Genomic DNA, 26,698 nt, shown 5'->3' on the forward strand with positions numbered 1-26,698 from the left:
TTACGGAAATTTAGCTACTTGCGGAACACATATGGAACATATAGTGTCTGTTCTGGATTTGTTTCAATCAGGGGTCTGACGTCGATGCTCACGCGCAAACAACAGGAGCTTCTCCTTTTCATTCATGAGCGCATGAAGGAATCCGGCGTTCCTCCCTCTTTCGACGAGATGAAGGATGCCCTGGATCTGGCCTCGAAATCTGGCATTCATCGCCTGATCACGGCGCTCGAGGAACGCGGTTTCATTCGCCGCCTACCGAACCGGGCGCGGGCGCTTGAAGTGATCAAGCTGCCGGAGGCCTATAGCCCCAGTCTTCAGCCGCGCCGCGGTTTTTCGCCGAGCGTCATCGAAGGCAGCCTCGGCAAACCCCAGCCGGTCGCCGCCCCCGCTGCCGCGAAGCCGATCGCCGACAATGGCAACTCTGTCTCCGTGCCGGTCATGGGCCGGATTGCCGCCGGTGTGCCGATCTCGGCAATCCAGAACAACACGCACGATATTGTCGTGCCCGCGGATATGCTCGGCTCGGGCGAACATTACGCGCTGGAGGTCAAGGGCGATTCGATGATCGACGCCGGGATCTTCGACGGCGACACCGTGATCATCCGCAACGGCAGCACCGCAAGCCCCGGCGATATCGTCGTTGCGCTCGTCGATGACGAGGAAGCGACGCTGAAACGCTTTCGCCGCAAGGGCGCCTCGATCGCCCTCGAAGCCGCCAACCCGGCTTACGAGACCCGCATCTTCGGGCCTGACCGGGTCAAGGTGCAGGGCAAGCTGGTCGGCCTCATTCGCCGTTATCACTGACAGCCAACGGGGCTGATTCGGTAAAAGCGTCTTTGCGCCAATCATAGGCGCGATGGCGCATCCATGGACGCGACAAGGCATCGAATGCGGTTGCGACCTCGAGGCCTGTCTGCGCAAAACGCAATTCGACGGAACCGGTCCTGCGCAGCGTCTCGCCGGTGAAGAGTGTCGCACCCGAGTGGCAGCGGTCGAAACGCAGGCGCACCGCGGTCACGACAATCTCGCTGGCGTCGCAGGCCGGGCCGAGATAGGCGGCATTGTCGATGACGGCGACGACATGGCCATTGCCGAGCCTGGCTATACACCAAGCCTTCTTCACGCAAGAAAACCGATTTGCCTCACCGCCGGCTGCGGCGGCCACCATTGCCGTCCTCGCTTCATTCTGCTGATCGCGGGAAAGCCTGACCCGGCGGTCCTCACCCTGCGCCGGGATGGCAGGCCCATCCAGCATCTTCGGCGGGTGGTGCGTCGGCAGCACCAGCGCTCTCTGCCACTGGTCGAAGATGAAGTCCGGCGGGTTTTCACGGTTGGAAGCCATCGCCGCCGGCGCGACAAGCGCGACCAAACCACCGTCCTCGGATATCACCAGATCCGGCGGCCGGGAACCCGGCAGTATCAACACAATGAGCGTCGCGACGGCGAGGATCGACGTGCCGACATGGCGCAATCGGGTGCGGAGCAGCGTTAACAGCAGAAAGCCAGCCACGGCGACGGCGAAATACCAGCCGGGCAAACGGCCGAGGTCGATATTGCCGCCCCAGCCGGACACCGTCTTGGCGACCGAAATCACCAGATCGAGGCCGAATCCGACCACCGTCCAGAGCGGAGCGTCCAGGCCGAATGGCATGAGCAACATCGCCAGCAGCCCCGCCGGCATGACGATGAAGGAGATGATCGGCATCGTCGCAAGGTTCGCCGGCAGGCCATAAGCTGTCAGGCGATGAAAATGCTCAACAGCAAACAACGCCGTGGAAAAGCCACCGATCAACGAGGTCAGGAAGACGCCGCCGAAGAAGCCGGCGACCGCCACGACCGGCCGCAGGGCGGGCAGCTTCAGCAACGGGTTTTCCCGCACACGCCGGTCCTTCCAAAGCTGGTAGCCCGACACCAGCGCCAAAGTCGCGGCAAAGGACATCTGGAAGCTCGGACCCAGTACTTCTGAGGGTGAAATGGCGATGATGACGAGCGCGGAGAGAACGACATTGCGCAGACTGATCGACGGCCGATCGAAGAAGACGGCAATCAGCATGATCGCCATCATGATGAAGGCGCGTTCGGCCGAAACCCCGAATCCTGAGATCAGGAAGTAGGCTGTAACGGCGACGAGCGCGCCGCCAGCCGCGATCTTCTTTGTCGCATAGGCTTGAGCGACACCCGGAACAAGGCTGAGCAGCATCCGGAACCCGACGAAGAAGATGCCGGCCGATAGCGCCATGTTGAGGCCCGAGATCGCCACGATATGCGCAAGGCCGGACTGGCGCAGCGCCTCCGTCGTTTCCTTTGAAATGGCGCGCCGCTCGTCGGTCACCAGAGCAGCGGCAAAAGCGCCCGTGTCGCCGGGCAGAATCGAGCGTATGCGATCGCCGATGCCGCTGCGCAACTGGTAGAGCCATTCGAGCAGAGCTTCGGGCGTCGATCTCGCAGGCTGCGGGCCCGTCTGCGAATCGACTTTCTCCGGCGCACCGTAGAAGAAACCGTTGGCGCCGATGCCATCGAAATAAGCACCGAAGGAAAAGTCGTTGAGCGCGGGAAGTGCCGGCCCCGCCGGCGGCGTCAACCGTGCTCGGCCGGTGATGATGTCACCGATCTCGAATGGCGCATCGGCGCCGCGGGCGATCACAGTTATGCGCCTTGGAGGCCGCTTCACCTGTGGCGCCTCGGTGCCGGTGACAGTAAGAACATAGCGCCACCGCCCACGATCGTCGCCTTCGCGCCGCTCGACGCGACCGGTCACCGTCGTCGTCACGGATGAATCGAGGATGACAGTCGAGGCCCGCCAGCTTTCGAGCTGCGCGCAGAGCATGCCGCATACCACGAGGGCAAGCGCCATGAGCGTCGCCCGCAAGGCCGGCCGGCTGCGGCCGGCGACGAGCACGGCAAGCATCAGCACCGAGAGGCAGAGCAACGATGGAAGGAGAGGAAAATCCGTTGCAGCAAGAAACCAGAATGCGGCGCCGGCACCGAGGAAGACCGGCGAGAATAAGAGCAGGCGGCCATGGTCGGCCTCCTCGCTTAGCATCCGGCCGCAAGCACGGAGTGCTTGTGTCATTGCCACCGGCAGCCGATGGCGCAACGACATCGCGGACTGGGTTCTTGCCGGCCGCATCACCGCGGCAGGGGCAGGAAGATCGGCTGGATCGGCAAGACCGACGCCCGCTTGCGGCCGCAATTCGACTGTCGTCAATTCCTGCATGCGCCGCCCGAACTCACCCTTCCCAGCACCCAGAATGCAACCTCCGAGCTAATCCGGCAAGCATAATCGATTGAAATGCGAGCGAAAATCGCAAGTGTGAAAAGACCAGTCGAATCATCGGTTTCCGCTATGCGTGCTGCTCATCGCTGCAGTGCCTAAAAGGAGATGCCGCAATGCACAAAATGCCGTCACGGTAACTTGGCATTAGCCTCGCGATCATATAGCTATCGCAAAGGACGCTTAACCCCTATGGCGCTTTTGTGGCGCCACCGACATTTCGGAGGATCAGCATGACGGATCAAAGCGCAACAATAAAAATCGGTGACAAATCAGTCGACCTCGCCGTCAAAAGCGGCACGATCGGTCCAAGCGTCATCGATATCGGTGCTCTCTACAAGAACACCGCTTCCTTCACCTACGATCCGGGCTTCACCTCGACCGCATCCTGTGAATCGAAAATCACCTATATCGATGGCGACGAGGGTGTGCTGCTGCACCGCGGCTATCCGATCGAGCAGCTCGCCGAACATGGCGACTTCCTAGAGGTCTGCTACCTCCTGCTTTACGGCGAATTGCCGACGGCCGCGCAGAAGAAGGACTTCGACTATCGGGTCACGCATCACACCATGGTGCACGAGCAGATGAGCCGCTTCTTCACCGGCTTCCGCCGCGATGCCCATCCGATGGCCGTCATGTGCGGCTGCGTCGGGGCGCTGTCGGCCTTCTATCACGACTCGACCGATATCACCGATCCGCACCAGCGCATGGTCGCCAGCCTGCGGATGATCGCCAAGATGCCGACGCTCGCCGCCATGGCCTATAAGTACCATATCGGCCAGCCCTTCGTTTACCCGAAGAACGACCTCGACTATGCGTCGAACTTCCTGCGCATGTGCTTTGCCGTTCCCTGCGAGGAATATGTGGTCAACCCGGTGCTTGCCCGCGCCATGGACCGCATCTTCATCCTGCATGCCGATCATGAGCAGAACGCGTCGACCTCGACCGTCCGCCTCGCCGGATCGTCGGGCGCCAACCCGTTCGCCTGCATCGCAGCCGGCATCGCCTGCCTGTGGGGCCCAGCGCATGGCGGCGCCAACGAAGCGGCGCTCAACATGCTGAACGAGATCGGCACCGTCGATCACATTCCGGAGTATATCGCCCGCGCCAAGGACAAGAATGATCCGTTCCGCCTGATGGGCTTCGGCCACCGCGTCTACAAAAACTACGATCCGCGCGCCAAGATCATGCAGAAGACGACGCATGAAGTGCTCGGCGAACTCGGCATCAAGGACGATCCGTTGCTCGAAGTGGCGATGGAGCTCGAGCGCATCGCACTCACCGACGAGTATTTCATCGAGAAGAAGCTCTATCCGAACATCGACTTCTATTCCGGCATCACGCTGAAGGCGCTGGGCTTCCCCACGACCATGTTCACCGTGCTCTTCGCGCTTGCCCGCACCGTCGGCTGGATCGCGCAGTGGAACGAGATGATCGAGGATCCGGAACAGCGCATCGGCCGTCCGCGTCAGCTCTATGTCGGCGAACCGAAGCGCGACTACATCCCTGTTTCGAAGCGCTGATCGCTTCAGGCCAATCGGCTCAAAAGAAAACCCGGTCAGAAACGACCGGGTTTTTTCTTTTTCAGCACGTCGAGCAGGATTTCGGCAGCATATTCGCCCGGCGGCTTTTCGGTCTGCATGCGCTGCCAGATCAGCTCATAGCCTTCCTTCATCGCCTTCAACTGGTAAGTGTCGGCCGACAGCCTTTCCATCCAGCGTGCGAGGCTTGCGCCGCGAACGACATCGTTCAGATATTCCGGCACGACCGCGTAATCGGCAATCAGGTTCGGCAGCGCCCCTGTCCAGGTCTTGATGCCCGATGTCAGCAGCCGCATGATCCAGTCGACCTTGTAGGCCGAGACGACGGGAACGTCGGCTAGCGCCAGTTCGAGAATGACGGTTCCGGATGCCGCCATGGCGGCGTCGGCTTCGACAAAAGCCTTCCACTTTGCTTCTGCGCCGACAACGATCTCCGGCGTTATCGCCCATTTCGCCGTCAATTCGCGCACAAGCCCTTCCTTGTGACGCATCGTCGGCAGGATAAAGCGCATCGGCCCGTTGCGGGCGACAAGTTCGCTCGCCGCCACCTCGAAATGCGGCAGGAGCTTCTGGATTTCAGAGGAGCGTGAGCCGGGCAGAAGCAGGATGGTGCCGTTGCCGGGCCGTCTTCCGGCGCGCAGGCGTCGGGTCTCCAGGAGTGCAGGATCGGCGGTCAGGCGATGCCCCACATAGGTCGTTGCCGGGCCGTTGAGGCGCTGCATCGTCGCCGGTTCGAAAGGCAGGACGGCGAGCACGTGATCGACATAGGCAAGCATGCGCTCGGCGCGATATTCCTTCCAGGCCCAGACGCTCGGACAGACGTAATCGACGACAGGCAAATCCGGCAGCGCCGTGCGGACGCGCTTCGCCACGCGATGGGTGAAATCCGGGCTGTCGATGATGAGCAGAATGTCAGGCCTTGCGGCGATGATTTCAGCCGTTGTCCGGCGGATCAGGCCAAACAGCTTCGGCAGCCGGCTCAGCACCTGGGTGATGCCCATGATCGACAGTTCGGAAAAATCGAACAGGGATCGCAGGCCCTCCGCCTGCAGCCCCTCGCCGCCGACGCCGACTAGTTCCACCGGTCCGTCGTGGATCCGCTTCAGCGCGGCGATGAGGTCGGCGCCGAGGAGATCGCCCGACACCTCACCGGCTATGACGGCAATCTTCAGCGGCGCTCCGTTCATTTTAGCCCCCATCCCGGCAGGCCGCGATCGATGCCGCAGACGAAAAGCCCGGCCTCGTCGGCGGCGCGGATGACGGCGGCACGATCAAGCACCAGCGAGCGGCCGGCTTCGACGGCGATGCCGGCAAGGCCGGCTTTGGCGGCGTTCAACACCGTGGAAACACCGATCGCCGGCAGGTCGGCGCGAATATCCTGCTGCGGCTTGCAGAGCTTGACGAGCACGCCGCGGCGGCGCGCCGAGATGCGCCCGGCGGCTCTGAGGCCGGCGACGCGGTCGAGCATTTCATCGGTGCCCTCAAGACCTTCCAGCGCGACAACCCGCTCGCCGATGCTGACAGCGCCCTGCCCAACATCCAGCCGGCCGAGCGTCTCGGCGGCTTCGGCAGCACGACTGATGTCGCGCCGATCTTCGTCATCGGGTGTCACGGCGCCAAGCCGACCGACGGCAGCCAGCAGGTCGGGGGCGATCTCATGGGCGCCGACGACGCGCCGGCCATTTCCCTCGATCAGCCGGATCACCATCTGCAGGACCGTATCGTCGCCGCCGGAGAGCAGGGTGCGGATCGCGGCCGGCACCTTCATCAGAATGCGCAGCGTCGGACGCACCTCACGCCATTCCGGCCGGCGGCGCACGCTGCCCGACATCACCACTCGGCCGATGCCATAGCGGTTGAGAAGACTATCGAGCGCGGCGAAATCGCCGATACCGATAATGGCGTGGTCGTAGCCTTCCCAACGCCGGTCGCTTTCGTCCTTCAGGGCGACGATAACAGGATTTTCGCCAGCGGCGCGTGCGGCTTCCGCGACATAGGAAGGCAGAAGGCCGCCGCCGGCGATGATCGCCAGCCGGCCCGCCGCGGTGTCGCCTGATAAAGCCACGGACTAGCCCTTCTGACCTCGGGTCGGCGAGGACAGGGCGCGGTCGCTATCGGCGGCGATGAAATTCAGGATCTGCATCACCTCTGCGCAATCGGCATATTCCTCTCGGATGGCCGCGGCGTTCTCACGCACGGAGGCCGTTCCCTCGAAGATCGCCTTGTAGGCGCGGCGCACCCTGTGGATGACGGCGCGGTCGATGCCGGCGCGCGTCATGCCGACGACATTGAGACCGCCCAGCAGACCGGGGTTGCCGTTCAGCATGCCGTAGGGAATGACGTCGTAACTCACTGCCGACAGCCCGCCGACGAAGGCCTGGCGGCCGACGCGGGTGAACTGATGAACGGCCGAGCCGCCGCCGAGAATGACGCGATCCTCGATGACGACGTGGCCGGCGAGCATGACATTGTTCGACATGATGACGTGGTTGCCGACCCGGCAGTCATGAGCCACATGGGAATTCGCCAGGAACAGATTGTTGTCGCCGACGATCGTCTGGCCGCCGAAATCGGCGGTGCCTGTGTTCATCGTCACACCTTCACGGATCGTGCAGTTGGCGCCAACCGAAAGCGTCGTCTCTTCACCGGCGTGATGCACGCTCTGCGGATCGCCGCCGACAACCGCCATCGGGAAGATGCGCGTGCCCTTGCCGATTACGGTGCGGCCGGTGACAATCGCATGGGCCAGGAGCTCGACATTGTCATGCAGGACGACGTGCGGCCCGACATGGCAGAAGGGACCGATCTTCACGCCCTCACCGATCGTGGCTCCGTCTTCGACGACGGCCATCGGGTGAATACGGGCGCTTTCGGCAATCGTGCTCATGCCTGATCCTTACGAACGATCATCGCGCCGATATCGGCCTCGGCGACAAGCGCGCCGTCAACCTTGGCGTCGCAATGAAATTTCCAGATATTGCCGCGCTGCTTGTGCTTCTTGACGTGGAATTCGACGCGATCGCCGGGCACAACCGGCTTGCGGAAACGCGCATTCTCAATGGTCATGAAGTAGACAAGGTTGCCCGGCTGGCCTTCCTTCTTGGCGCAGATCGCACCCGCCGTCTGCGCCATTCCCTCGATCAGCAGCACGCCCGGCATGATCGGTGACTCCGGAAAATGGCCGGTGAAATGCGGCTCGTTCACCGTGACGTTCTTGATGCCGATCGCCGTGTTGTCGCCATCGATCTCAATGATCTTGTCGACCATCAGAAAGGGATAGCGATGCGGCAGCAGCTTCATGATCTCGATGATGTCAGCCGAAGAAAGCGTCGTCGTGGCTTCCTCAGTCATTTTCCTTGCCTCCAGGGTTCCGCCCGCGCAACTTGGATTTCGACACTTGTTGCGCCGCCTCTCTCAGATAGTCTTTCAGCGGACGAGCCGGTATGCCGCCATATTGCCCGCCGGCGGCAAGATCGGTCATGATACCGCTTTTGGCGGCGATCTGCACGCCGTCGCCGATCGTCACATGGCCCTTGATGCCGGCCTGGCCGCCGATCTGCACGCCGTTGCCGATCTTCGTGCTGCCGGCGATGCCGACCTGCGCAACAATGGCGCAATGGCGGCCCATCTGGACGTTGTGGCCGATCTGGACCTGGTTGTCGATCTTGGTGCCCTCGCCGATCACGGTATCGTCCATGGCGCCGCGGTCGATCGTGGTATTGGCGCCAATCTCGACATTATCCTGGATGATCACCCGGCCGATCTGGACAATCTTGATCATGCCGCGCGGACCCGGCGCATACCCGAAACCATCCTGGCCGATACGAACGCCGTTGTGGATGATAACGCCGTTGCCGATCAGCGCGCAGAGAATGCTGGCGCCGGCAGCAATCGAACAACCCCGGCCAATCTTGACACCTGGGCCGATGATGCTGTGCGCGCCGATGCGGGTGCCCTCGCCGATCTCGGCATGCGCGCCGATAACCGCCAACGGCTCGACGATCACGCCTTTTTCCAGCTTGGCGCTCGGATCGATCACCGCGCTCGGGGCGATCTCGCCTTCACCGGGCGAAATGGTGACCGGGCGCAGTGCTGCCGGGTAGAACAGGCCGCCTGCCATGGCGAAAGCCGCATGCGGATTGGACGACAGGATGATCGGGATATGCTGAGGTACGAGGTCGGCGAGCGCCTTGTCGCAGATCACCGCCGAGGCTTGGCAGGTCAGCAGCTCGTCCCGGCTGCGGCGCGACAGGATATAACAGACGTCGCCCGCTCGCGCCCGGTTGATGGGAGCGACGGAGCGGACGATGACATCGGCATGATCGGAATTGGCCAGTTCCGCCCCAAGAAACTCTGCCAGCTCAGCGAGCTTCAGACCTTCATGGGGCAGAAAAAAAACGTTTTGCTCCATCGGCAACGCTCCAGAACGGAATTGAGTCTTACAGTTCCGGACTGCCGATATCAGAATTGGTTGTTGATGCCAAACTTGAAGTTTTGTGTCTTGTCGAAGTCTTCCTTGAGGACCGGGATTGCATAATCCAGACGCAATGAACCGAACGGAGACTGCCAGACGACGCCGACGCCGACGGAAGCGCGCAGCGAGGCGTCTTCGCCCTCGATGCCGTCACCCCTGAGGTCGACGTCGTTGCCGAACAGCGTGCCCGCATCGGCGAAGACCGCGCCGCGCAGATTGAAGTCACGCGGGAAGCCCGGCATCGGGAAGGTCGCTTCGGCCGATGCCGTGAAATACGTCGTACCGCCCAGCGGATCGTCGTTGGTGCCGGCAACACGCGGGCCGATACCCTTGTTTTCGAAACCGCGAATGTCGCCGTTGGTCAGCGTGAACTGGTCGAAGACGTTCAGGTGCTCGCCGAAGCCGACAACATAACCAGCCGAGGCCGAAACCGAGCCGATGATATCGGCATCGTCAGCGAGCAGGTGGTAGTAACGGGCCTTGCCGTAGATCTTGTAGAACTGCGAGTCACCGCCGAGACCGGCAATTTCCTGCGTCGCCGTCGCGTAGATGCCCTCGCGCGGCAGGACGGTGTCGTCGAGCGTATTGTAGGTCAGCGTCTGCGAGATGGAAGACCGCGTCCACGGGCTGTCTTCGACGAGGTGCTGATACGGAGCCGACAGGTCGGCAAGATCGCCGTTGTCAGCGTCATACTTCATCTGCTTGTAGTTATAACGGAAGGTCGTCGCCAGATCTTCGGTGATCGGCGCGGTGACGCGCAGGACGACGCTGGTTTCCTCGTAATCGTAGTTGTCGTTGCTCGACGTCTCGCTGTGATTGACGTCGAAGCCCGCCGCCAGACGGTAGCCAAGGAAATAGGGCTCGGTGAAGCTGACGCCGTAGGCGCGCGAACCTTCCTGGCCACCGCCGGCCGAGATGCGGATATACTGGCCGCGGCCGAGGAAGTTCTTCTCTTCGATCGACGCTTCGAGCAGCAGGCCATCGCCGCCGGCGGCATAACCGGCACCGACGCCGAACGAACCGGTGGACTGATCCTGCACGTCGACGACCACCACGACGCGATCCGGCGAGCTGCCCGGCTGAGTGGAGATATTGACGGAGGAGAAATAGCCGAGCGCTTCGAGGCGGCGCTTGGCCTTGGTGATCATCTGCTGGTTGAAGGCGTCGCCTTCGCTCATGTCGAATTCGCGGCGAATGACGTAATCGCGCGTACGGCTGTTGCCGCGGATTTCGATGCGCTCGACATAGGCCCGCTCGCCCTGGTCGACCAGATATTCGACGCCAATGGTGTTGTTCTTGAGGTCGCGGTTACCGCGCGGCGTGACGCGCGCGAAGGGATAACCGGCAGAGGCCACCTGATCGGAGATCGCTTCGATCGACTTCTGCACCTCCTTGGCGCTGTAGACATGGCCTTCCTTCGTGCGCACCAGCGGCAGCAGCTGATCCGAGCCGACGCCTTCGACGGTCGACTGGACAGTCACCGGTCCGAAGTCGTAACGCTGACCTTCCTCGATATTGAAGGTGAGCGTGTACTTGTTGGTTGCCTCGTCGAAGCTCGCATCGGAAGAGACGATGCGCATGTCGGCATAGCCGCGGTTGTAATAGAATTGGCGTAGCGCTTCTTCGTCGGCGTGAAGCTTGTCTTCGTTGTAGACATCCTTGCGGGTCAGGAACGAAAGGAAGTTCGAACGCTTGGTATTGATGACGGCAGCCAGACGGCCGGCGCTGTAGGCATTGTTGCCGACGAAATTGATCGAATCGATCTTGGTGCGATCACCTTCGTTGATGACGAAAGCGAGATTGACGCGACCTTCGCCGAGCGGCACCACCTGCGTCGTTACTTCGACTTCGCTGCGGCCGGTGGCGGCGTAGGCATCCTTGATCGCCTGGATGTCGGATTGGATCTGCGTGTCGCTGTAGGGACCGGCAGCGTGGGTCTGCACGATCGTCGCGAGCTTGTCGTCCTTGATCTTACGGTTGCCGTTGAAGACGACCTGATTGACGAGCTGGGCCTCCTGGACATTGACGACGAGCGTGCCGCCGGAGACCGAAATCTTGACGTCGGAGAAGTAACCGGTGCCGTAGAGTTGCTTGACCGAGTCATCGATGTCGGTGTTCGAAAAACTCTTGCCGGGCGTGATGGTCAGGTTCGACCGGACAGCTTCCGCGCCGACGCGGCTGGCGCCGCGCACATCGATGCGCTGGATGACCGCGGCCTCGGCGGCCGTAGCGGAAACGAACGTCAAAGCGCCTGCGCCCGAAGCAACAACACTAGCAGACAGCGCAACCGCCGATACTGCGTTCAAAAACTTTGAACCAGCCTTCATTTCACCTATTACCTTTTTTCCCTCGTCCCCGTCCCCGGGAGAACCCGATTCCGGTCACGTGTGTCGTTTTACCCGCTTTTGACATACAAGCAAGGGAGGGTGTTAATTTCTGTTTACTTCATTTCGAAGCGTGACCCATTCGCCACTACAGCCTTGAAACATCGTAAATAAATAGTAATTCCCTTACCTTGCGCGTTTACCCTGAGCTCACGCTTATGTCGTTCCAGGTCGTAAAAACCATCAATGTCAGTATCATTGCCAAGCCGATGCGAAACGCGATTTCCTGAGCCTTGGAGCCCAGGGGCCTGCCCCTCACCGCCTCCACCGCATAGAACATCAGGTGGCCGCCATCAAGTACCGGAACCGGCATCAGGTTAAGCAATCCTATCGAAACTGAAAGTGTCGCAGCAAGCTGCAGCACTGCGCCGATACCAAGGCTTGCCATCTGGCCGGACGCCTGCGCCACGCGGATCGGCCCGCCCAATTGATCGGCCCGCATCGATCCGGCGAAGATATTGGCGATATATTTGAAGGTGCCGGTGACGATGCCTGCGCTTTCGATCACCCCTTCCCGCACCGCCTCAAGCGGGGTGTAGGTTCGCAGGCGGAAATTGCCGGCTTCCTTGTTGGTGATGATGCCGATCTGGCCGAGTTCGATCTTGTTGCCGAACTGGTCTGTCCGGTCGGTCCGCTGCGGCACCATCGGCACCTCGAGCTTTTGGCCACCGCGCTCGACCGTCACGATGATCTTCTGGCTTGGACGAATGGCGACATAGCGGCGCACGTCGTCGAAGGTCTCGACCTTGTTGCCGTCGATGGCAACCAGCAGATCGCCGGGAAGGATGCCGGCGGCAGCAGCCGCTCCGTCCGGCGCAACTTCGGCAACGACGGGATCGGCGATCATGCGGCCATAAACCGAGAAAAGAACCGCGAAAATGGCGATTGCCAGCAGGAAGTTGGCGATCGGGCCGGCGGCGACGGTCGAGGCGCGTTTCCACAGCTTTGCGCCGGCAAAGGAGCGCGCCCTGTCCTCCTCGGACATGGCAGCGACCTGGTCGTTGTCGGGCTTGCTCGAAGCATCCTCGTCGCCGAAGAAGCGGACGTAGCCGCCAAGCGGGATTGCCGAAATCTTCCAGCGTGTTCCATGGCGGTCGGTGAAGCCGAATATCTCCGGGCCGAAACCGACGGAAAAGGCGAGGATGCGAATGCCGCTCCAGCGCCCGACGAGATAATGCCCCATCTCATGCACGAAGACGAGCAGCGACAGCACAAGAACGAAGGTGACGACGTTCCCCATCAAAAATGTATATAGGCCGCTCATCACTTTCTTGAGTTCCTTCCGTCAGCCTGTCGCTTCATCAGGGGCCGAACAATGCCGCGCCGATCGACGTCATCTCGCCTCCCTTTATCAGGGAAAAAAGCCCAGCAAGCAATAACGCCGAAAAACAGGCGAAAATCAGTCCGTCGACACGATCCATGACGCCGCCATGACCTGGAATGAGGTGGCTTGAATCCTTGACCCCGAATTTTCGCTTGATGAAAGATTCGAACAGATCGCCGGCCTGGCTGCAAACCGACAGAACGAGCGCCACGACGGCGGCGGCGAGTTCTGCGCCCGGCAGAAGAAAATGCATGAGGACGACGCCGGCTCCGACCGCCGAAACGGCGCCGCCGATGGCGCCGGACCACGTCTTTCCGGGCGAGATCGACGGGGCAAGCTTAGGTCCGCGAAGAGCCCTGCCGACGAAATAGGCGAGGATATCGGTGGCCCAGACGACGGCAAAGACGAAGAGCATCGCATAAAGGCCCGGCTGATCGTCGCCTCTGATCCCGGCGAGCGCCACGCCGGTGGCGCCGGCGTAAAACAGACCCGCCGGAAACCAGCGGCTGGTGCCGTGCAGGATGACCAGGGCTATGCCGACAGCGGTGACGCCGGCCAGCATGCCTCCGGCGAATTCGAAATTGCCGACAAGCACCAGGAAAGCGATCGCCGCCTCGCCGATCCAGCCGACGACGTTGGCAACCCAGTCACGCGCGACGCCTGATATTTTTGACCATTCATAATAGATCAGCAGGCCGATCACGGCCGCCAGGATGCGAAAGGCAACGCCGCCATACCAGGTGGCGGCAAGAACGATGACTGCGAGAACCAGCCCTGAAGCGATGCGCAGTTTCAGTTCCGGCTGCATCAGGTGCCAACCGCAGCAGCCTGCGACGACAGGCCGCCGAAGCGCCGGTCGCGGGAGGCGAATTTTTCAAGCGCCGAGCGGAAGATTTCGGGGCTGAAATCCGGCCAATATTCCGGAACGAAGATGAATTCCGAATAAGCGGCCTGCCACAGCAGGAAATTGGAAAGCCGCTCCTCGCCGCTGGTGCGGATGATGAGATCCGGATCGGGGATACCCGCCGTGTCGAGACGGGCGTCGATCAGCGCGGGCGTGATGTCCTGCGCCCTGAGGCGACCGGCCTCGACGTCATTGGCCAGGCTCACCACAGCGCGGGAAATTTCATCGCGCGAGCCGTAATTGAAGGCGATGACCAGCGTCAGCGCCGTATTGTCCTTGGTCGTCTCCTCCGCCTCGAGCAGCAGGCCGAAGATATCGCTGCGCAGGCTGTGGCGATCGCCGATCACCCTGATGCGCACATTCTGGCGATGAAGCTCGGCCAGGTCACGGCGGATGAAAGCCTTGAGCAAACCAAGCAGATCGGAGACTTCGGCTTCGGGCCGGCGCCAATTCTCCGAGGAGAAGGCAAAGAGGGTCAGATATTTTATGCCGGCCGCGCCGGCCGCGCGCACTGTCTCGCGCACCGCCTCGACGCCCTTGCGATGGCCCATCGTGCGCGGCAGGCCACGCTGCTTGGCCCAGCGGCCATTGCCATCCATGATGATGGCAACATGCTCTGGCACAGTCACAAATACAGATTCCGACATTTCCCGTCCGGTCTTTCCAGGCAAAGGCACAGATCCACTAGACCTGCATGATTTCCTTTTCCTTCTCCCCAAGCAAGCGGTCGATTTCGGAAATCGTCTCGTCCGTCATCTTCTGTACACGTTCCGACTGCGCACGGCTCTCGTCCTGGCCGATTACGCCATCCTTTTCGGCCTTCTTGAGGCCGTCCATGCCGTCGCGGCGGACATGGCGAATCGCGACCTTGCTCTTTTCGGCATAGTCGTGAGCCACCTTGACGAGCGATTTGCGACGCTCCTCGTTCAACTCCGGCAGCGGGATGCGCAGGCTCTGGCCATCGACGATCGGGTTGAGGCCGAGGTTGGATTCGCGGATGCCGCGCTCGACGGCGCTGACCATCGACTTGTCCCAGACGGAAACCGTCAGCATGCGCGGCTCGGGCACCGTGATGTTGGCGACTTGGTTCAGCGGCACGCGCGAACCGTAGGCCTCGATCGTCACCGGATCGAGGATGTTGGCCGAGGCACGGCCGGTGCGCAGCGATGCGATGTCGCTCTTGAATGCGGAAACTGCGCCATCCATGCGGCGCTTCAGTTCCTTGATATCGATACCTTCACTCATGTCGATGCTCCCGTCGAAAGCATGATGCCCAAACGTGTCAGCGGTGACGACATCATGCTCTAACTATCTAATATAGAACATAATTCAGATCTGAGGCCAACCGGGCCCGACATCATCATGTTCTAGCGAGACCTGCACCCCCAAAAGGCGCAGCGTGTATCAGTTGTCGGAGACGATGGTCTTGAGGCCACCGCCCGCCAAGATTTCGGTAAAACCGCCCTTCTCGTGGATCGAGAAGACGATAATCGGGATGGAATTCTCCCTGGCGAGCGCCACGGCGGCAACGTCCATCACCGCAAGCCCCCTGTCCAGTACTTCCTGGTGCGTCAGCCGGTCGAAGCGCGTTGCATCGGGATATTTCTTCGGATCGGCGGAATAGATGCCGTCGACCTGCGTGCCCTTGAAGATCGCCTGCGCACCCATTTCGGCAGCGCGCAGCGCGGCGGCGGAATCGGTGGTGAAGAAGGGGTTGCCGGTGCCGCCGGCAAAGATCACCACGCGTCCCATCGACAGATGATAGAGGGTCGCACGCTGCGAAAAGCTCTCGCAGATCTCCGGCATGGAGATGGCCGAAAGTACCACAGTGTCGATGTTGAGCTTGCGCAGCGAGGTCGCCAGCGCCAGCGCGTTGATGATGGTGCCGAGCATGCCCATATGGTCGCCGGTCACCCGGTCGCCGCCCTTGGATGCCACCGCGACACCGCGGAATATATTGCCGCCACCGACGACGACGCCGACTTCCACGCCCATATGCCTTGCTTCGGCGATATCGGATGCAATGCGGTCCGCCACCGCAACATCGATCCCGAAACCCTGGGCACCCATGAGTGCTTCGCCGGAAGCCTTGAGCAGAACGCGTTTATAGACAGGCTCTAAAGACATCTTGGCTCCTCGTAAATTGCCGTGAATGCCCGATACACGAAGGGCACCGCGTTGTCACGCGATGCCCTTCTTGTTTTCAGAATTATGGCTGGAAGATCAACCCTTGACGGCAGCCGCGACTTCGGCTGCGAAATCGGTTTCTTCCTTCTCGACGCCTTCGCCGAGCAGAAGACGGGCCATGCCGGCAACTTCGATCGGAGCGCCGACGGCCTTTTCAGCTTCCTTGATGGCGGCTGCGACGGTCAGATCAGGATTGATAACGAAAGCCTGCGAGAGAAGGGCGACCTCCTCGAAGAACTTGCGCATGCGGCCTTCCACCATCTTCTCAATGATGTTGTCCGGCTTGCCGGAAGCGCGCGACTGCTCAATGAAGACGTTGCGCTCGCGCTCAGCGACGGCGGCATCGACCTCTTCAGGGCGGATCGCCAGCGGCGCGGTCGCGGCAATATGCATGGCGACCTGGCGGCCGACTGCGTTCAGGGCTTCCTTGTCGCCGGTCGACTTCAGCGCGACGAGAACGCCGAGCTTTCCGAGACCGTCGGAAACGGCATTGTGGATATAGGTTGCGACGACGCCGTCCTCGACCGAGAGTGCGACCGAGCGGCGCAGGTTCATGTTCTCGCCGATCGTTGCGATCGCATCCTTGATCGTGTCGGAAACCGACTTGCCGGATGCCGGGTAGGTGGCGGCCGCAACGGCCTCGACGCTGCCGTTGGTGGAGACGGCGACCTTGGCGATGCCGCGGACGAGATCCTGGAAGGCGTCGTTACGGGCGACGAAATCGGTTTCGGAGTTGACTTCGACGACGACGGCCTTGGTGCCCTGGCTCGAAACGCCGATGAGGCCTTCGGCAGCCGTACGGCCGGACTTCTTGTCGGCCTTGGCGATGCCCTTGGCGCGCAGCCAGTCGATCGCCGCTTCCATGTCGCCATTGGTTTCGGCAAGCGCCTTCTTGCAGTCCATCATGCCTGCGCCGGTCTTTTCGCGCAGTTCCTTCACCATTGCAGCCGTAATCTCGCTCATTATCTTCCTCTTATCGGTTCAAACGGTGGGCCGCAAAGCGCGGCGCGGCACCGGATTGAGGCACGAAATGTACCTGTATGTATGACAGCGTGATGAAGACGCGCCATAACGAAATTTATCTGGCGAGGCATCTGACGCCTTCGCTCTGAAACAGGCAAGGCCGCCGAACTTCGATGAGTCGCGAGCGGCCTTCCCCAGTCCATGCAAGCTTTGGCGGAACTTTCGATCCGCCCGCTTTCATCAGCCTTCGGCTGCTTCTTCGAGAGCCGGCTCGACCGGAACTTCGGAGGATGCGCCGAGATCGCGGCCGGAAGAGCTCTGCTGGCGAGCGATGCCGTCGATGGCAGCGCGGGAGATCAGCTCGCAGTAAAGAGCGATCGCGCGCGATGCGTCGTCGTTGCCCGGGATCGGATAGTCGATCAGGTCGGGATCGCAGTTCGAATCGATGATGGCGACAACCGGGATGCCGAGGCGCTTGGCTTCGTCGATCGCGATCTTTTCCTTGTTGGTGTCGATGATGAACATCAGGTCGGGGGTGCCGCCCATATCACGGATACCGCCGAGAGCCTTGTCGAGCTTTTCACGCTCGCGCTCCAGGTTCAGGCGTTCCTTCTTGGTGAAGCCCTGGGCTTCGCCGCCGAGGATCTCATCGAGCTTGCGCAGGCGCTGGATCGAGTTGGAGATCGTCTTCCAGTTCGTCATCATGCCGCCGAGCCAGCGCGAGTTGACGTAGTACTGGGCCGAACGCTTGGCGCTGTCGGCGATGATCTCCGACGCCTGGCGCTTGGTGCCGACGAAGAGAACGCGGCCGCCGCGGGCAACGGTGTCGCTGACAACCTGAAGGGCGCGCGACAGCATCGGAACGGTCTGGGCCAGATCGATGATGTGGATGTTGTTGCGGTCGCCGAAGATATACGGCTTCATCTTCGGGTTCCAGCGATGGGTCTGGTGGCCGAAGTGGACGCCTGCCTCAAGAAGCTGGCGCATAGAAAAATCAGGCAATGCCATGCCTTGTTACTCCTTTTCCGGTTGAACCTCCGCAAGACGAACAGCACCCTCGTCGAGGATGCCACCGGCGGAACAGCCCGGATTTCTCCCGGACGATCCCATGCCTTACGTGTGGAATGCCGGTGCCCATACATTCCGTTCGGCATAAAAGCAAGGAAAACATTCCATTCGGCATAAAAACACGGATTCGGCCGAACATCTGCCCGGCTGCCCTGCCCTGCAATGCCGCCGCTCAGCTCGCCAGCGTCGACAGCATGACGCCCGACACCGTTTTATGACGGTGGAAAAGCCGCAGCTTAATGACAAGCCTCGGCCTTGCGCTCAAGCAGTTCCAGCTTGGCAAGCTTGCCGGTCAGGACGAAATCGCCGTAATCCATCGTCAGGTCGCGGGTGATGCCGTTCTCATAGAGCTTGAAGGACATGCGATAGACCGGCAGCGCATCCGATTTCGCATTCTCGTTGAAATAGGCGATCGTCACCGGCCAGAACGCGGTCTTGGAGAAGGCGCCGGCATTGCCGGCATCGGCCTCTTCGGCAACCGGCGTCTGCTGCTTGCCGACGATCGTCGTCGTCACCAGCGCCTTGTCGCCGTCATCGGAGCCGTCGAAAACGCGCGCCTCGAAGAAGCGTTTGCCGTCCTTGGCGTTCTGGATCACGTCGAGCATGTGTTCCGTGGGAAAGCGGCTTTCGGCCAGCTGCAGCACGCGGTTCGCCGGCTGCTTGAGATCGACCTTGACGCCATCGGGTTGGTCCTGAGCGGCACCGTTGACTTCCTTGTCGAGCTGATCGTCGGTGAAGGATTTGGTGTCGAAGGTGAACTTGCCGTCCTTCAGGTTCTCGAAGGTCGTCGTCTGCTGGTCGCTGACGCGCACGCTGTCACCGGTATTGATCTGCGTCACGAAGCGAAAATTCGTGGTGAAGCCCTGGCAATAGCTGCCGTCGAACTCATAGACCATGCGGCCGTACATGCCGGCGATGCCGGAGCGGTCCGAAGCATCCTTCAATTCGAGATCGTAGACGGCGCGATGGGCAATGAGGCCGGTCGCGGCCGCAGCGCTTGCCGCAGGCGCACCCGCCCATGCATTGGCGGATACGCTGGCGAGAAGCAGAGCGGCAAGCGACGATCGGAACATTCATTCACTCCTGTTGGACTCGGCCGCGATGTTATATGAACTCTTTCGGCCAAATCGAGGCTCGAAGCTGTCATAATAAAGATTCTAGTCTTGATGCATAATTTTTGAAACATTGACAACAAAAGCGGAGACGAAAATGTCCGATGAAATTGCAGCGCGCCTGACTGAGATGGGGATAACCCTACCCGAAGCCGCAGCCCCAGCCGCAAATTACGTTCCCTATGTCATCAGCGGCAATCTTCTCTACATCTCCGGCCAGCTGCCGCTCGAAGGCGGCAAGATCGCCGTCGCCGGCCATCTCGGCAAGACGGTCGACGTTGCAAGCGGCCAGCGCGGCGCCGAACTCTGCGCGATCAACATCCTCGCCCAGGCGAAGGCCGCACTTGGCGGCAATCTCGGCCGCATCCGGCGCGTCATCAAGCTGAACGGCTTCGTCGCCTCGGCGCCCGACTTTGTCGAGCAGCATCTCGTCATCAACGGCGCGTCGAACCTGATTGCCGGCGTGCTCGGCGAGGCCGGCAAACATGCGCGTGCCGCCGTCGGCATGGCAGCCCTACCGCTGAACGCCGCGGTCGAGATCGATGCTATCATGGAAATCGCGGAATGACGAATGCAGCCTGGATCAAGGACGTGGCGGTCGCCCATCGCGGCTTTCACGACCTCAATAAGCTCGTCTGGGAAAACACGCTTTCGGCCTTTTCGCGCGCCGTCGAAGCGGGCTTTGCGATCGAATGCGATCTGCATTACGCCTCCGACGGCGTGCCGATTATCTTTCACGACGAGGACCTGAAGCGCCTTTGCAATCTCACCGGCGACATCAGGGAGCGCACCTCCCGCGAGCTCGGACTGATCGCTGTCGGAGGCACCAGCGACAAGGTGCCGACGCTCAGCCAGCTTCTCGATCTCGTCCGCGGCAAGGTGCCGCTGGTACTGGAGCTGAAGGGCCGCGAGGCTGATGACGAAGGGTTTGCCGAATCTGTTCTCGAAGTGCTGGAAGGCTATGAAGGCAAGGTGGCGCTGATGAGCTTCGACCACTGGCTGCTGCGCGATTTGAAGGCGCTTGGCTCCCCCTACCCGCTCGGGCTGACCGCCAACGGCAACACGCCCGAGGAGTTCGCAGAGCACGCCCAGGCGATGGAGATCGGTCTCGATTTCATCTCCTATTATTACGACGACCTGCCGAATGCCTTCATATCAGGCGAACGCGAAAAGGGCATTCCCGTCATCACCTGGACGGTGCGCGACGAAGAGGCGCGGCGGCGGACCTTCGCCAATGCGGACCAGATGACCTTCGAAGGCTTCGACCCGCGTGTGGCGGTTTGACGCTCGCTTTTTGGCCAAGATCATGCGCAGATTGAGGGAAAGCCGAACCGCACTCCACAGGCTTCGCATTTTGCCCCATGACCGATAACCTCACCATTCGCGTAGAACGCTCCTTCACAGCAATTTCCCCGGAGAGCTGGTCCAGGCTTTCCGGGGCATCGAAGGGCGGCACCACGATCGCTTACAATCCCTTCGTCTCGCACGCCTTTTTGTCGTCGCTGGAAGAATCGGGTTCGGCCACCGCCGAGACCGGCTGGCTCGGCCATCACCTGTTGCTCGCGACCGATCGCGGCGACCTGATCGGCGCCCTGCCCGGCTACCTCAAGAGCCACAGCCAGGGCGAATATGTCTTCGATCATGGTTGGGCCGATGCCTTCGAGCGGGCCGGCGGGCGCTATTATCCCAAACTTCAATGCTCTATTCCGTTCACCCCGGCGACGGGTCCGCGGCTTCTCGTCGCCGAGGGGCTGCAGCGGCTGCCGATCCAGAGCGCGATCGCCGAAAGCCTGAAGGAGGTCGTGCGCCGGCTCGGCATCTCCTCGGCCCATGTCACCTTCGTGCCTGATGAAGAGATCGGCGTCTTCGAGATGGACGGCTATCTGCACCGCACCGACCAGCAGTTCCATTTCATCAATGACGGCTATGCCAATCACGAGGAATTCCTCGAAACGCTTGCTTCACGCAAACGCAAGGCATTGCGCAAGGAGCGCCGGGCCGCACTCGAAAACGGCATCAGCATCGACTGGCTGACCGGCAGCGACCTGACGGAACGCATCTGGGACCAGTTCTTCAAATTCTATATGGATACTGGCGGGCGCAAATGGGGCCGGCCCTACCTCACCCGCAAATTCTACTCGCTGATCGGCGAGCGCATGGCCGACGACATCCTGCTCGTCATGGCCAAGCGCGACGGACGCTATGTCGCCGGCGCGATCAACTTCATCGGCGGCGAGACGCTCTACGGCCGTCACTGGGGCTGCATCGAGGATCATCCCTTCCTGCATTTCGAGGTCTGCTATCACCAGGCGATCGATTTTGCCCTTTCGAAAGGGTTGAAGCGGGTCGAGGCCGGCGCCCAGGGCGAACACAAGCTCGCTCGCGGCTACCTGCCGGTGACGACGCATTCGGCCCATTATGTCGCCCATGCCGGGCTTCGTCGGGCAATCGGCGACTATCTCGCCCGCGAGCGCGCCGATGTCGAACAGATGGGTGAGCTGCTGGCCGAGCACAGCCCCTTCCGCAAGGGCGAGCGCCAGCAGGAGGATTGACGCCGCCCTGCCGGCCGCGCTACCCGAGCAATGAGGAAACGAGGAGATTTCGCGATGACCAATCCGGCCGCCTATGACGACAACAACATCTTCGCCAAGATCCTGCGCGGCGAAATTCCCTCACACCGTATCTATGAGGATCAACATACGGTCGCCTTCATGGACGTGATGCCGCAGGCGCCGGGCCATGTGCTCGTCGTTCCGAAAGCGCCTTCCCGCAATATCCTCGATGCCGATCCCGCTACCCTCGCCCATGCCATCACCGTCGTTCAAAAGGTCGCCAAAGCGCTCGAAGAGGTCTTTGATGCCGATGGTGTATTTATCGCCCAATTCAACGAACCGGCCGCCGGGCAGACGGTGTTCCATCTACATTTCCACGTCATTCCCCGTCATGAAGGCGTGGCGCTGAAGCCGCATTCCGGCAAGATGGAGGACGGCGCGGTGCTTGCCGCCAATGCCGAAAAGATCAGGGCAGCTCTGGCATAGTAGCACGTGACGTGCTTCAGGGCAGCGCAACGCGCTGAAGCGTGGCTGCGGACCGTTTGACGGCATCGATTACCTTCAGGGTTTCCCATCCCTCTCGCCCGCTGACCAGAGGCTCTTCGTGACCTCTTATGACCTTGCAGAAGTGCCGTATCTGAAGGACGAGCGGATCCTGGGTCTCGACGTCGATGCGCTTCCGGTCGAAGGGCTCCAGCCAGCTCCGCTCCGCCGGGTTGCGCCATATGTCGAGTGAAGGAATGGCGAGTGATCCGTGTGTTCCGCCAATCATGTAGCAGGCTTCTTCCGTCTTCGGATAGGCCGCGTTCTCTCCGGTCGTCATCTCCCAGCTCCATGGCGCCACAACAGAATCCGAAACCGACGCGCTGCCCAGAATTCCGTTCTTGAATTCGATGAGGATCACGGCTGTCTCCTCGACGGCGTTTCCGCGCATTGCGTTGGACTCGCGCGCCTGGACGGCGCCGATATCCCCCAACAGGTAGCGAAGATTGTCGATGTCGTGGATGAGGTTTAGGAAGACTGGCCCCGCACCCCGCTCGCGCCGCCAGGGCGTGTCGAAATAGTTATCCGGCTTGAACAGCCAGAACATTGCGTTGACGACCAGTATCCGACCGAGCTTTCCGCTTTCAATGATCTGCTTTGCTTTCTGCATCATTGGGGCGTGCCGGCGATGATGTCCCGTCAGAAGCGGGATACCCTTGGCTTCGGCCATCTTTATCAGCTTCTCGCCGGCTGCGACATCATCGACGATCGGCTTCTCAATCAAAGCCGGGATACCAGCTTCCACTGCCTCCATGCCGTTCCGGACATGCATCTGGTTAGGAGTCGCGATAATGACGCCGTCCGGACGCTGGGCGGTAATCATGTCGCCAAAACTCGGAAACCATCTGACGCCCGCGCTGCGTGCGATGTCCTGTCCAAGCGACGTGGGATCCACTACGGCGATTAGGTCGGCCGCGGGTTCTTCCAAGACATGTCGAATATGACGCTTTCCAATCAGCCCCGCGCCGAGGACCGCTAGTTTGACCCGGTCGACCATTTTGCGTCAGTCGTTTTCTGGGTCTTTAGCATGGTCGCGACGCGGCGGATACCGAGCTGGTAGCCTTCCGTTCCGAGGCCGGCGATTACGCCGTCTGCCCGGTGGGAGACAAAGGAGTGATGGCGGAAGCTTTCGCGTTTATGCACGTTGGAGATATGGATCTCGATGACGGGACCTTCGAACGTATTCAGAGCGTCGAGGATGGCAAGCGACGTGTGCGTGAATGCAGCTGGATTGATCACTATGCCGACTCCATTCTCACGCGCTTCGTGGATCCAGTCGATGATTTCATATTCGCGGTTGCTCTGGTGGAAGCGGAGCTCGTGTCCGAGTTCCGATGCCAGCGTCCGGCAGGAGGCCTCTACGTCGGCCAGCGTCTCGTGGCCATAGATGTGAGGCTGGCGCTTGCCCAGTAGGTTGAGGTTTGGGCCGTTAAGAACATAGATCAGGCTCATTGCAATTACCCTTGTGAAAGCACCGGCGAGTTCAGGCGAGTGCTATTTCCTGGAATGCGAAATCCGGGTCGGATTCGTAGAGATCGGCGCGAATCCCAAGCCGCCCCTCCTGAAGTGCGTGTGCTGCGACCTTCTGGGCAGCGTCGAGAACCGCTTTCAGCAGTTCTCGTTTGATCTCCGTCGGCCGTCCGGGAGCCACGCGCACAATTATTTGAATGAAGTGATTGTCGGCATGTTCGTCACCGACGCAGGAGAAAGTCGCTTCTCTGGCGAATGTACGAACTATAGTAGGCTTTACCAGGCCCCCGTCGCGGACTCGGCGATGCACAGCCCTGGCCAGCTCGTCAATAGCGACGCGCTCGGCAGCGCCCCGGCTATAGTCAATGATGATATGCGGCATCGCATGTCCTCCAGCTCAGCACAACTGCTCGAAATGATGCGACATTCGTTCCGCGTCCGGCTGCACGCTCGTGAACAATTCGAACGCCGCGGCGGCCTGGAATACCGTCATTCCACCACCGGGCAGCGTTCTGCAGCCCTTCTTCTCGGCCAAGGCCAGAAGTTCGGTCACGAGGGGCATGTAGACAATATCAGCGACCCAGTGACGCGACTGAAGCGCTTCCGGGTCGATTGGAATGCCTGGATGACTTCGCATACCCGTCGGCGTGGCGTGGATAAGCCCGTCGGCCGAAGCGAGCGTTGCGTTGACATCCCTGATCGGCTGCGCGCACCTTTTTGAGAAGCGCTGATTGAGCTGGTCGGCAAGCGTGGCGGCGCGATTTGCGTCCTGGTCGAAGATCGAAAGCGCCTCGATTCCGAGCTTGATGGCTGCGTGCGCGACTGCGACCCCCGCGCCGCCGGCGCCGAGCAGTACCGCATGTGTCTTGGCAACATCGGGTAATCCGCGCTCGAAGTTCTTATAAAAGCCGTACCAATCGGTGTTGTGCCCAATCCGCTTTCCATTGCGAAGCACGACCGTGTTGACTGCACCGAGCATCCGGGCATCTTCCGACAGATCGGTAAGGTGAGCCATGACAGTTTGCTTGCAGGGGTGAGTGATGTTGCTTCCCGCAAAGCCCCGGCGTTCGATCTCGTCGAGAAGGTCTGGCAGCGCAGATGCAGACAGACCACGCTCGGTCAGATCGAGAAGCTCGTACCGATATTCCAGTCCAAGATGATATGCTTCGGTCTCGTGGAGAGCCGGCGACTTCGACATCTGAATGTCCGCTCCGATCAGCGCGACATGAAATTTCCTATTGTCCATTTTGATAGCTCTACCGGATCAGTGATGGGCAAGTATCTCGCCGAGAAACGCCTTGGTGCGCTCGTGCTGCGGAGACTTGAAGAAAATCTCGGGTCCAGCCTCTTCGATGATCTCACCGGAGGCCATGAAGATGACCCTGTCTGCTACCTGGCGGGCGAAGCCCATTTCATGGGTCACACAGATCATGGTCATGCCGTCGCGTGCGAGCCCGATCATTGTATCCAGCACTTCCTTGACCATCTCAGGATCTAGCGCGCTTGTGGGCTCATCGAACAACATCACTTTCGGCTCCATGCAGAGCGCACGCGCGATTGCGACGCGCTGCTGCTGGCCTCCGGAAAGCTGGGCGGGATATTTCTCCGCCTGGTCAAGAATCCTGACACGCTCCAGATATTTTCGTGCCAGTCGTTCGGCCTCGGCGCGGCTGGTGCCGCGAACGCGCATCGGGGCTAGCGTGCAGTTCTGAAGCACGGTCATGTGAGGGAACAAATTGAAACTCTGGAACACCATGCCCACTTCGCGTCGGATCGTGTCCACTGCCTTGGTGCTGCCATCCAGCAGCTGTCCCTCGACGACGATCTTCCCGTCCTGGATCGTCTCAAGCGCGTTGATGCAGCGGATCAAAGTCGATTTGCCAGAACCCGATGGGCCGCAAAGGACGATCTTCTCGCCTTTGCGAACCGACAGGCTGATGTTTTTCAGAGCATGGAAGGAGCCGTACCATTTCTCCAGATTCTCGAGTGAAATCAACGTTGACTGATCGTTTGAAGAATTGAGCACGGCGCCCTCCCTGTATCTTTACTTGACGGTGAACGGGATGTTGGGGATGGATTCGGGGAATTTCGGAAGGTCGATGCCCATCCACTTCTTGGTGATGGTCGCCAGCTCCCCGCTTGCTTTAATCTTGTCGATGAAGCTGTTGGCGGCCTCGTTCCAGTCCTTCTCGCCAAGGCGAGTTCCGACGCCGTTGTAGGTCTTCAGGAAGTCGATCTTACGTTCGTAAGTCCCGGCGCTGGCGGCATCGAGCCTCTGTCCGTAGAACTGGTTGCCGCCGACGGCCTTCACCTGGCCCGAAATGAGAGCCTGGATAGTGGCGGCGTCATCGTCGAAGCGGCGGATCGTTGCAGTTGATCCCACGGCGTCCGTCACAGCCTTGTCCTGGGAGCTCGACTTCGGCACACCGATCTCCCAGCCAGCCACATCGGCCGGCGCCTTTGCGGCATCGGCCTTCGCGGCATAGAGCGAGATTGTGTTCGCCGCATATGGCTTGCTGTACTGGATCGATTTGGCGCGCTCCTCAGTCATGGCCATTGTGGCGAACAGGATATCCACCTTCCCCGTCGTCAGCGCGGGAATTCGGTTCGCGACGGCGAGCGGCTGGAACTCGATCTTCACGCCGAGCTCCTTGGCGAACAGCGTCGCGATGTCGGCGTCGAAGCCGTCCTGCTTGCCGCTCGTATTCACAAAGCCCCATGGTGCGTTGTCGCCCTGGATGCCGACGACGAGAGTGCCCTTGGCTTTGATCTCTTCGACAGTGGCGGCCGATGCGGCGGCGACGCCGATGGTGGCGAAAGCGGCCGTCGCAAAAGCTATTCCGAGAAATTTCCTACGGTCGATCTGCATTGTTTATTCCTCCTCTTTGGTTTTGCTTCGAAC

General features: G+C 60.8%; 27 protein-coding genes. 6 read left to right on the plus strand and 21 right to left on the minus strand.

What is annotated here, in order from left to right; translation table 11 throughout:
- The first annotated feature begins 84 nt into the window (after nucleotides 1-84).
- Complete coding sequence (gene lexA / locus GGI60_RS11440) at nucleotides 85-804, plus strand: transcriptional repressor LexA (protein ID WP_004678639.1); 720 nt, start codon at nucleotides 85-87, stop codon at nucleotides 802-804.
- Here the strand turns inward: lexA and GGI60_RS11445 are convergent.
- On the minus strand, nucleotides 785-3,217 hold the full coding sequence (locus tag GGI60_RS11445; RefSeq protein ID WP_183915781.1) for a ComEC/Rec2 family competence protein: 2,433 nt from the start codon (nucleotides 3,215-3,217) through the stop codon (nucleotides 785-787). The two genes, lexA and GGI60_RS11445, sit on opposite strands and share 20 nt — an antisense overlap.
- Before the next feature lie 290 nt (nucleotides 3,218-3,507).
- On the opposite strand from GGI60_RS11445, the gene gltA reads away from it, so the two are divergent.
- Nucleotides 3,508-4,797, plus strand: a complete 1,290-nt coding sequence (gene gltA / locus GGI60_RS11450; protein ID WP_008526864.1) for a citrate synthase — start codon at nucleotides 3,508-3,510, stop codon at nucleotides 4,795-4,797.
- A 35-nt stretch (nucleotides 4,798-4,832) separates the two neighbouring features.
- Here gltA and lpxB read toward each other — a convergent pair whose 3' ends face one another.
- The 14 genes from lpxB to GGI60_RS11520 all read right to left on the minus strand — a co-directional run bounded on the left by lpxB (nucleotide 4,833) and on the right by GGI60_RS11520 (nucleotide 19,192).
- On the minus strand, nucleotides 4,833-6,002 hold the full coding sequence (gene lpxB / locus GGI60_RS11455; protein ID WP_183915783.1) for a lipid-A-disaccharide synthase: 1,170 nt from the start codon (nucleotides 6,000-6,002) through the stop codon (nucleotides 4,833-4,835).
- Nucleotides 5,999-6,880, minus strand: a complete 882-nt coding sequence (locus tag GGI60_RS11460) for an LpxI family protein (protein WP_183915785.1) — start codon at nucleotides 6,878-6,880, stop codon at nucleotides 5,999-6,001. Before GGI60_RS11460 ends, lpxB begins: the two co-directional genes overlap by 4 nt.
- 3 nt (nucleotides 6,881-6,883) lie before the next feature.
- The gene (gene lpxA / locus GGI60_RS11465) at nucleotides 6,884-7,702 is read right to left on the minus strand and encodes an acyl-ACP--UDP-N-acetylglucosamine O-acyltransferase (RefSeq protein WP_183915787.1); all 819 of its coding nucleotides are present in this window, start codon (nucleotides 7,700-7,702) and stop codon (nucleotides 6,884-6,886) included.
- A complete protein-coding gene (gene fabZ / locus GGI60_RS11470) occupies nucleotides 7,699-8,166 on the minus strand; it encodes a 3-hydroxyacyl-ACP dehydratase FabZ (RefSeq protein WP_064709042.1) in 468 nt (155 codons plus the stop codon). Before fabZ ends, lpxA begins: the two co-directional genes overlap by 4 nt.
- Nucleotides 8,159-9,226 carry a UDP-3-O-(3-hydroxymyristoyl)glucosamine N-acyltransferase gene (gene lpxD, locus GGI60_RS11475; protein ID WP_183915789.1) on the minus strand — a complete coding sequence of 356 codons (1,068 nt, stop codon included), beginning with the start codon at nucleotides 9,224-9,226 and terminating at the stop codon, nucleotides 8,159-8,161. The genes fabZ and lpxD overlap by 8 nt, the downstream gene beginning before the upstream one ends.
- Before the next feature lie 50 nt (nucleotides 9,227-9,276).
- Nucleotides 9,277-11,616 (minus strand): outer membrane protein assembly factor BamA, encoded by a 2,340-nt coding sequence (gene bamA / locus GGI60_RS11480; protein ID WP_183915791.1) that lies wholly within the window; start codon nucleotides 11,614-11,616, stop codon nucleotides 9,277-9,279.
- 196 nt (nucleotides 11,617-11,812) lie between these two features.
- Nucleotides 11,813-12,937 (minus strand): RIP metalloprotease RseP, encoded by a 1,125-nt coding sequence (rseP, locus tag GGI60_RS11485; RefSeq protein ID WP_183915793.1) that lies wholly within the window; start codon nucleotides 12,935-12,937, stop codon nucleotides 11,813-11,815.
- 37 nt (nucleotides 12,938-12,974) lie between these two features.
- Nucleotides 12,975-13,805 carry a phosphatidate cytidylyltransferase gene (locus GGI60_RS11490; protein ID WP_183915795.1) on the minus strand — a complete coding sequence of 277 codons (831 nt, stop codon included), beginning with the start codon at nucleotides 13,803-13,805 and terminating at the stop codon, nucleotides 12,975-12,977.
- Nucleotides 13,805-14,548, minus strand: coding sequence for an isoprenyl transferase (locus tag GGI60_RS11495; protein ID WP_183915797.1), 744 nt, complete (start codon nucleotides 14,546-14,548; stop codon nucleotides 13,805-13,807). Before GGI60_RS11495 ends, GGI60_RS11490 begins: the two co-directional genes overlap by 1 nt.
- A gap of 37 nt (nucleotides 14,549-14,585) precedes the next feature.
- Complete coding sequence (frr, locus tag GGI60_RS11500) at nucleotides 14,586-15,146, minus strand: ribosome recycling factor (protein ID WP_004678618.1); 561 nt, start codon at nucleotides 15,144-15,146, stop codon at nucleotides 14,586-14,588.
- A gap of 159 nt (nucleotides 15,147-15,305) precedes the next feature.
- Nucleotides 15,306-16,028 (minus strand): UMP kinase, encoded by a 723-nt coding sequence (gene pyrH, locus GGI60_RS11505; RefSeq protein WP_183915799.1) that lies wholly within the window; start codon nucleotides 16,026-16,028, stop codon nucleotides 15,306-15,308.
- Between the two features lie 96 nt (nucleotides 16,029-16,124).
- Complete coding sequence (gene tsf, locus GGI60_RS11510) at nucleotides 16,125-17,051, minus strand: translation elongation factor Ts (protein ID WP_183915801.1); 927 nt, start codon at nucleotides 17,049-17,051, stop codon at nucleotides 16,125-16,127.
- 240 nt (nucleotides 17,052-17,291) lie between these two features.
- Nucleotides 17,292-18,059, minus strand: coding sequence for a 30S ribosomal protein S2 (gene rpsB / locus GGI60_RS11515; RefSeq protein WP_008526906.1), 768 nt, complete (start codon nucleotides 18,057-18,059; stop codon nucleotides 17,292-17,294).
- A 296-nt stretch (nucleotides 18,060-18,355) separates the two neighbouring features.
- Nucleotides 18,356-19,192, minus strand: coding sequence for a cell envelope integrity EipB family protein (locus GGI60_RS11520; protein WP_183915804.1), 837 nt, complete (start codon nucleotides 19,190-19,192; stop codon nucleotides 18,356-18,358).
- Nucleotides 19,193-19,328: 136 nt separating this feature from the next.
- Between GGI60_RS11520 and GGI60_RS11525 the strand changes: the two genes are divergently transcribed.
- The 4 genes from GGI60_RS11525 to GGI60_RS11540 all read left to right on the plus strand — a co-directional run bounded on the left by GGI60_RS11525 (nucleotide 19,329) and on the right by GGI60_RS11540 (nucleotide 22,269).
- Complete coding sequence (locus GGI60_RS11525; RefSeq protein WP_168294793.1) at nucleotides 19,329-19,799, plus strand: RidA family protein; 471 nt, start codon at nucleotides 19,329-19,331, stop codon at nucleotides 19,797-19,799.
- On the plus strand, nucleotides 19,796-20,515 hold the full coding sequence (locus GGI60_RS11530) for a glycerophosphodiester phosphodiesterase (RefSeq protein ID WP_183915805.1): 720 nt from the start codon (nucleotides 19,796-19,798) through the stop codon (nucleotides 20,513-20,515). The genes GGI60_RS11525 and GGI60_RS11530 overlap by 4 nt, the downstream gene beginning before the upstream one ends.
- A 77-nt stretch (nucleotides 20,516-20,592) precedes the next feature.
- Nucleotides 20,593-21,783, plus strand: coding sequence for a GNAT family N-acetyltransferase (locus GGI60_RS11535; RefSeq protein ID WP_183915807.1), 1,191 nt, complete (start codon nucleotides 20,593-20,595; stop codon nucleotides 21,781-21,783).
- Nucleotides 21,784-21,837: 54 nt separating this feature from the next.
- On the plus strand, nucleotides 21,838-22,269 hold the full coding sequence (locus tag GGI60_RS11540) for an HIT family protein (protein WP_183915809.1): 432 nt from the start codon (nucleotides 21,838-21,840) through the stop codon (nucleotides 22,267-22,269).
- Nucleotides 22,270-22,285: 16 nt separating this feature from the next.
- Here the strand turns inward: GGI60_RS11540 and GGI60_RS11545 are convergent, their stop codons facing one another.
- From GGI60_RS11545 to GGI60_RS11570, 6 genes are read right to left on the minus strand one after another with little or no spacing between them, the layout of a single operon-like run.
- Nucleotides 22,286-23,323, minus strand: coding sequence for a Gfo/Idh/MocA family protein (locus GGI60_RS11545; RefSeq protein WP_183915811.1), 1,038 nt, complete (start codon nucleotides 23,321-23,323; stop codon nucleotides 22,286-22,288).
- Nucleotides 23,302-23,778 carry a type II 3-dehydroquinate dehydratase gene (gene aroQ, locus GGI60_RS11550; RefSeq protein ID WP_183915813.1) on the minus strand — a complete coding sequence of 159 codons (477 nt, stop codon included), beginning with the start codon at nucleotides 23,776-23,778 and terminating at the stop codon, nucleotides 23,302-23,304. Before aroQ ends, GGI60_RS11545 begins: the two co-directional genes overlap by 22 nt.
- A 31-nt stretch (nucleotides 23,779-23,809) precedes the next feature.
- Nucleotides 23,810-24,178: a 5-carboxymethyl-2-hydroxymuconate Delta-isomerase gene (locus GGI60_RS11555; protein WP_183915815.1), complete on the minus strand. Its 369-nt coding sequence runs from the start codon at nucleotides 24,176-24,178 to the stop codon at nucleotides 23,810-23,812.
- A 15-nt stretch (nucleotides 24,179-24,193) separates the two neighbouring features.
- Nucleotides 24,194-25,042, minus strand: a complete 849-nt coding sequence (locus GGI60_RS11560; protein WP_183915817.1) for a shikimate dehydrogenase — start codon at nucleotides 25,040-25,042, stop codon at nucleotides 24,194-24,196.
- An 18-nt stretch (nucleotides 25,043-25,060) separates the two neighbouring features.
- Nucleotides 25,061-25,822 (minus strand): amino acid ABC transporter ATP-binding protein, encoded by a 762-nt coding sequence (locus GGI60_RS11565; RefSeq protein WP_275620035.1) that lies wholly within the window; start codon nucleotides 25,820-25,822, stop codon nucleotides 25,061-25,063.
- An 18-nt stretch (nucleotides 25,823-25,840) separates the two neighbouring features.
- Nucleotides 25,841-26,665 (minus strand): transporter substrate-binding domain-containing protein, encoded by an 825-nt coding sequence (locus tag GGI60_RS11570; RefSeq protein WP_183915819.1) that lies wholly within the window; start codon nucleotides 26,663-26,665, stop codon nucleotides 25,841-25,843.
- Nucleotides 26,666-26,698 lie beyond the last annotated feature (33 nt).

Origin of the sequence: Rhizobium lentis (genome assembly GCF_014200175.1) — a bacterium.
GTDB classification, from domain to species: Bacteria; Pseudomonadota; Alphaproteobacteria; order Rhizobiales; family Rhizobiaceae; genus Rhizobium; species Rhizobium mulingense.